The 6,449-nt window shown below is 68.7% G+C and carries 3 protein-coding genes; all 3 read left to right on the plus strand.

The window, feature by feature from the left end:
- Positions 1-378: 378 nt before the first annotated feature.
- Positions 379-1,515: a PQQ-dependent sugar dehydrogenase gene (locus GA0115259_RS26035; protein WP_093601532.1), complete on the plus strand. Its 1,137-nt coding sequence runs from the start codon at positions 379-381 to the stop codon at positions 1,513-1,515.
- 558 nt (positions 1,516-2,073) lie between these two features.
- Positions 2,074-2,547 carry an SRPBCC domain-containing protein gene (locus GA0115259_RS26040; RefSeq protein ID WP_093601534.1) on the plus strand — a complete coding sequence of 158 codons (474 nt, stop codon included), beginning with the start codon at positions 2,074-2,076 and terminating at the stop codon, positions 2,545-2,547.
- 128 nt (positions 2,548-2,675) lie between these two features.
- Positions 2,676-6,371: an nSTAND1 domain-containing NTPase gene (locus tag GA0115259_RS26045; protein WP_093601536.1), complete on the plus strand. Its 3,696-nt coding sequence runs from the start codon at positions 2,676-2,678 to the stop codon at positions 6,369-6,371.
- The last annotated feature ends 78 nt before the right edge of the window (positions 6,372-6,449 follow it).

A 6,449-nucleotide genomic window follows, 5' to 3' on the forward strand; every position in this document is an offset into this window, starting at 1 on the left:
GCCCGCCGCGGCAGCGGCTGATGTCACTGCGGGCACGCGAGCCCGGCAAGATCCAAACGAAAGACCCTAGCTGAAACCCGACCGTCGCGCCATCTCCTGAACGGTCGGAGCCACTGCTTGCTCTCCGGTTGCTGCTGCCCTGCGGGAAGCCTCCGATACGTGAAGCGCTTGAAGTCAACCCTCACACGTATGGCAATGCGCCACATGTCCCCGCGGCTGAAGCATTGGTCTACGCCAAACCGTCCCGTCCCTGTATCCTCATCCGTGGCCAGCGGCACACACTCCCCCACCCAGGTTGCGTGCTGGCACGGGCGACGCCCACACAACTCCGCCCTAGCAGCCGGGTTCCCCCCACTCACCGCCTCCAGGAGGGTCACGGTGAAAGTTCGCACCAGAAGCTCGGCGATCATCGGCACCATCTGCCTCATCGCTTCACTCGCCTTGACCACGGCGTCCGCCGACGAGCCCGCCGCCTCACGTCAGGCGGCGGAGGTTGGGCTCACGAAAGTGGCCACAGCCCAGAATCCGATAGCCGGCACCGCCGGGCCCGGCGGCACGGTCTGGATAGCCGAACGCGCGGGCACCGTACGGGTCCTGGGCGCTCAGGGGCTCGGCGCGCCCGTCCTCGACATCTCCGACGAGACCACCACCGACGGCGAACGCGGCCTGCTGGGCATCGCGTTCGACAAGAAGTTCGCGCACTTCTACATCTCGTTCACGGACCTCGAAGGCACCAGCACCGTGGACGAGTTCGCCGTACGGAACGGCAAGATCCGGCCGAGCACCCGGCGCACCGTTCTCACCCAGACGCAGCCGTACTCCAACCACAACGGCGGCGACATCAAGATCGGCCCTGACGGCTATCTCTACATCGCGTTCGGCGACGGCGGCTCCGGCGGCGATCCGCACGACAACGGGCAGAACCTCGGCACACTGCTCGGCAAGATGCTGCGGATCGATCCGCGCGGCGGCACGCCGTACGCGATCCCGCAGGACAACCCGTTCGTGGACGACCCGAACGCGAAGGGCGAGATCTGGGCGTACGGGCTGCGCAACCCGTGGCGGTTCTCCTTCGACGCGGGCACGGGCGACCTGCTGATCGCCGACGTGGGCCAGAGCGACTGGGAGGAGATCGACTGGGCCCCCGCGGCCAGCAAGGGCGGCGAGAACTACGGCTGGTCCGAGATGGAAGGCAATCATTCCTTCCGCGGCGGCATAGAGCCCGCGAACCATGTGCCGCCGGTCCACGAGTACGGCCGTAACGGGCTGGGCTGCTCGGTTACCGGCGGATTCGTCTACCGCGGCAAGGCGATCCCGGCCCTCAAAGGGCAGTACGTGTTCAGCGACTACTGCGACGGCACCGTCCGCACTCTGAAGATGGAGAACGGCACGGTGACCGGCGAGAGCGACCTCGGAGTCAACGGCGGCGAGGTCATCTCGTTCGTCGAGGGCGGCAACGGCGAACTGTACGTACTCGCCATCGGCGGCACCGTCTCCCGTATCGACCCGGCGTAACCGCTGAACCGTCCCGCCGGTAGTGCGGGACGAAGGGTTCGCGGGTTCAAATCCCGCCACCGCAGCGGATGAAACACCAGGTCAGGCCCGGCGCTGCGTAATCAGCACCGGGCCTGATCCGCTTCCCGGTTCGCCCGACGCGCGCGGGAGAACGAGGGCTGTACGGAAAACAGCTTCAGCTGCGCCGCTCAGCGTCCAGGCGGCGGCAGCCGCGAGGACGAGCGACAGGAGGACCAGCAAGGCGACGCCGGTACGCCGGCGGGGTCCGGACGGTCCGGTCGGTCTGGTCGGTCCGGACGGTCTGGTCGGTGACATGGCGGACGGCTCCTCCGGGCGGTCTGCGGTCGGGACAGCCCGAGGGCGGGCGGTGCGGTGACCGTGGCTCCGCCCCCGGGCCTGGCACGGGTCGCTCAGTAGCAGGAGATGGTCGTGGTGCCGCGCCCGGCTGCTGCCCGGCATCGACATCGAAGCAGAGGCGATCACCCGCAAGCATCCCGTTCCTTCGGCACCGGTCGCCGGACCTCCCGGGCAGGAGTACCCGAGCGCTATGTTGACTCCATGTACTCGACGCAGGTCTCCCGGCATGTGAATGCCTCGCGTCCGGCCGTATACCGGGCGCTGCTGGACGCGGACGCGATCGCGGTATGGCGGGTGCCGGCCGGTATGAGCAGCCACGTGCATGAATTCGATGCCCGCGAAGGTGGACGGTTCCGTGTCTCGCTCACCTACGACGCGCCGGATGCCACCGGCAAGTCGGCCTCACATACCGACACGTACCACGGCCACTTCGTGAAGCTCGTGCCGAACGAGCAGGTGGTCGAAGTGTCCGAGTTCGAGACCGCGGATCCCGCGCTTCACGGCACGATGACGATGACGACCACGCTCACCGAGGCGGACGGCGGCACTGAAGTCCTCGTCGTACACGAAGGGATCCCCGACGCCGTGCCCGCCGCCGACAACGAGACGGGCACGCGCATGGCACTGGCAAACCTCGCCCGGCTCGTTGAGACGAACGAGCGTTACTCGAACTGAAGATGGCGAGAACGCCTACGGCGACTCCGGTGAACCCGGCCGCTCCAGAGGGGGCGTGACCAGGATACGTGGCATAGGGGCAGTGCCGCCCTATCCTGGTGCCCGTATGCGCTGGAGGTGGAACCTGTATGGGCCGTCAGGAGCGCCCGCTCGATCCAAGTGCCGGTCCGGTGCAGCGTTTCGCGTTCGAGTTGCGGAAGCTTCGGCAGGAGGCGGGTGGTGTCACCTACCGGGTGATGTCGCGGCGTACGCCTTACACGGTCCCTACGCTGTCGCGGGCCGCATCGGGCGAGCAACTGCCCACGTTGCAGGTGGCCTTGGCCTACGTCGAGGCCTGCGGCGGGGACCGTGAGGAGTGGGAGCGGCGCTGGCACCTGGCGGCTGAGGACGCGGCTCTGGGGGCGGCCGATGACGACGACGCGCCGCCGTATCAGGGGTTGGCCCGGTTCGAGTCGGGCGACCGGGAACGTTTCTTCGGCCGGGACCAGCTTCTCGGCGACTTGGCGGAGCTGGTGCGCGAGCGGCGGTTCATCGCCGTGGCCGGTCCCTCGGGCAGCGGTAAGTCCTCCCTGCTGCGTGCCGGGTTGATCCCCCTGCTTCAGCACACCGAAGAACCGCGTGAGCGCCCCGCGGCGGTCGTGATCTTCACGCCCGGCGAGCACCCGGTGCGCACTCACGCGGACCTGCTCGTGCCGAAGGACACTCCCGGCGACACGGTCATCGTCGTCGACCAGTTCGAAGAAGTGTTCACTCTCTGCCATGACGCCACTGAGCGCGGAGAGTTCATCGACCTGCTGCTCACTGCCCGGCGGCCGGACAGCCGATTACGCGTCATCATCGCCGTACGCGGGGACTTCTACGGGCGCTGTGCCGAGTACGGGGAACTCGCCTTGGCCTTACGCGACGCGAGTCTGCTGGTCGGTCCTATGAGTCCGGCCGAGCTGCGCGAGGCGATCGTGAAACCGGCGGCGGCCTCGGGCCTGATTGTCGAGCGCACCCTGACCGCGAGGATCATCGACGAGGTCGAGGCCGAGCCGGGTGGGCTGCCGCTCATGTCGCACGTACTCCTGGAGACCTGGCGCCGCCGCCGCGGCCGTGCGCTGACCGAGGCCGGCTATGAAGCCGCGGGTGGCCTGCGTGGCGCCATCGCGAAGACCGCTGAAGACCTCTACACCCGCCTGACGCCTCATCAGGCCAATGCCGCCCGGCGTATTCTGCTGCGCCTGATCATCCCGGGTGAGAGAGCGCAGGACACCCGCCGTCCTGCTGCCCGCAGCGAACTCGACACCGGCCGGCCCGATGACACCGCCCTGGTCCTGGAGCGCCTCGCCCGTTTCCGGCTCGTCATCCTCGACGACGACACCGTGGACCTCGCCCACGAGGCCCTGATCACCGCTTGGCCCCGACTGGTCGCGTGGATCGAGGAGGACCGCGAAGGTCTGCGCCTACAGCGGCGGCTCACCGAGGCCGCCGGTGTGTGGGAGGAGCTGGACCGGGATGCGGGTGCGCTGTACCGAGGCGTACGGCTGGCTGTCGCCTGCGACTGGGCAGCCCGGGAGGGAAACCGGGACAGCCTCAATGCGCCGGAGCGTGCCTTTCTCGACGCCAGCGTCGGCCTGCGTGAGCAGGAGCGCGCCGTGACCGCACGGCGCAACCGCCAGCTGCGCTACCTTGCCGCCGGCCTCGCGATGATGCTGCTGGTGGTCACGGGTATCAGCGTGGTCGCCGTTCAGCAGCGTCAGGACGCCGTGCAGGCCCACCGGGTCGCGGTCTCCCGCCAACTGGCGGCGCAGGCGCTGGGACTGGCCGAGTCACGGCCGGGCACAGCGATGTTGCTCAGTGTGGAGGCATACCGCGTCGCGCCGACACCCGAGGCACGCGGCGCGCTGCTGACGATGTCCGCCCACGAGTACTACCGAGCCGAACTCGCCGGACACACCGACGCCGTCTCCGAGGTCGCCTTCAGCCCTGATGGTGTTCTTGCCACCGTCAGCCGGGACCAGACCCTGAGGCTGTGGGACGCACAACGTCGTCGTCAACTGGCCACGCTCAGAGGCCATGCCACCTGGCTGCGAACGGTGAAGTTCAGTCCCGACGGCCGCCTGCTGGCCACCGGAGGAGACGACAAGAACGTGGTGCTGTGGGACGTCCCGGCACGCAGGAAAGTGGCGACTCTGACCGGGCACACCCAAAAGGTCGAGGACATCGCGTTCGCTCCCAACGGCCGAACCATAGCCAGCGCCAGCAGCGACGGCACTGTGATGCTGTGGGACACCGAACGCCGATCCATGCGGTTGCCCCTCTCCGGCCATACCGGCTTTGTGAACGCGGTGGCGTTCAGCCCGGACGGCCGCACGCTGGCCGGCGCCGGCAGCGACGGGACCATCGGGCTGTGGGATGCCGCGACCGGTGCTCGGCTGGCCACGCTCACCGGCCACACCCAATCCGTCGACGCCATCGCCTTCAGTCCCGACGGCCGTACGCTGGCCAGCGCCAGCCAGGACCAGACGGCGATACTCTGGGATGTCGGGCGCCACACCCGCAAGGCCACCCTCACCGGGCACAGCGGACAAGTCCGGGCCATCGCCTACAGCCCCGACGGCCGCACCGTGGCGACCACCGGGCACGACAACACCGTCATGCTGTGGGACGCCGACCGCCATATCCGCAGAGCGATCCTCACCGGACACACCAGCAATCTCTATACGCTCGCGTTCGATCCGCGCGGTCACCTTCTCGCCTCGGCCGGGGAGGACGGAACGGTCGTCCTGTGGGATCCCACACGGATCCCGCTCGCCGGACACGCCGACCGCGTGAACAAGGTCGCGTTCAGCCCGGACGGGCGGACCCTGGCCACCGCCGGCGATGACGGAACCGCCGTACTCTGGGACGTCGGAGGCCGCACCCGTAAGACCACGCTCGACGGTGACACCGGGCCCGTCAATGCCGTCGCGTTCAGTCCCGACGGACGTACCCTGGCCACCGCGACCGGCACCGCCCAGCACCCTCCTCGTGCCCGCGACTACACGCTCACACTCTGGAATCCGGCGGCCGGCTCCTCCCCCGTCAGACTCACCGGGCACACCGACCGCGTGATGGCCGTCGCCTTCAGCCCCGACGGCCGCACCCTGGCCACCGCCGGCTCGGACAGAACGATCAAGCTGTGGAATACCGTCAAGCACGCCCAACAGGCCACCATCGACACCCGAGCGGCATCCAACGCCGTCGCGTTCAGTCCCGACGGTCATACCCTGGCCACCGCCCGCCGCGACGGGAGCGCCATCCTGTGGGATGTGTCCAAGCGCAGCCGCCGAGCCACCCTCACCGGCCACACCAGGGCCATCAGAGCAGTCGCGTTCAGCCCCGACGGCCGCACTCTGGTCACTGCCAGCATCGACCAGACAGTCACACTGTGGGACGTCGCCCACGGCACGCGCCTGGCGACCCTTGGAGGTCACACCGGGCCCGCACTCGCCGTGGCGTTCAGCCCGGACGGCCGCACCCTGGCCACCGCCAGCGCAGATACAACGGTAGTGCTCTGGGATCTCGCCCGGCGCAGCCAACTGGCGACACTCGCCGGCCACACCCGGCAAGTCCGTTCCGTGGAGTTCAGCCCCGACGGCCGCACTCTGGCCACCGGCAGTGACGACCACACCGCCATGCTGTGGAACATCGAACCGCGGCACACCGAAGCGCAACTCTGCGCTTCCGTCGCCCGCGACCTCACACCCAGGGAATGGCGGGAGTTCCTCCCGGGAATTCCCTACCGCAAGACCTGCACCGGAAGCCGAGCTCGATCAGTGCCGCCCTCGGCGACAGGATGAGTTCCACCCACTCAGGTACCTGGTCAGGTGCTTCCCCAACGTGCACTGGCCGGCGGCGCGAGACGCCTCCATCGGCTG

Origin of the sequence: Streptomyces sp. MnatMP-M17 (assembly GCF_900091995.1) — a bacterium.
GTDB lineage: Bacteria > Actinomycetota > Actinomycetes > Streptomycetales > Streptomycetaceae > Streptomyces.

Coding starts and splice junctions, on each gene's coding strand:
- GA0115259_RS26045 (WP_093601536.1), top strand. CDS start 2,676: ATGGGCCGTCAGGAGCGCCCGCTCGATCCAAGTGCCGGTCCGGTGCAG.
- GA0115259_RS26040 (WP_093601534.1), top strand. CDS start 2,074: ATGTACTCGACGCAGGTCTCCCGGCATGTGAATGCCTCGCGTCCGGCC.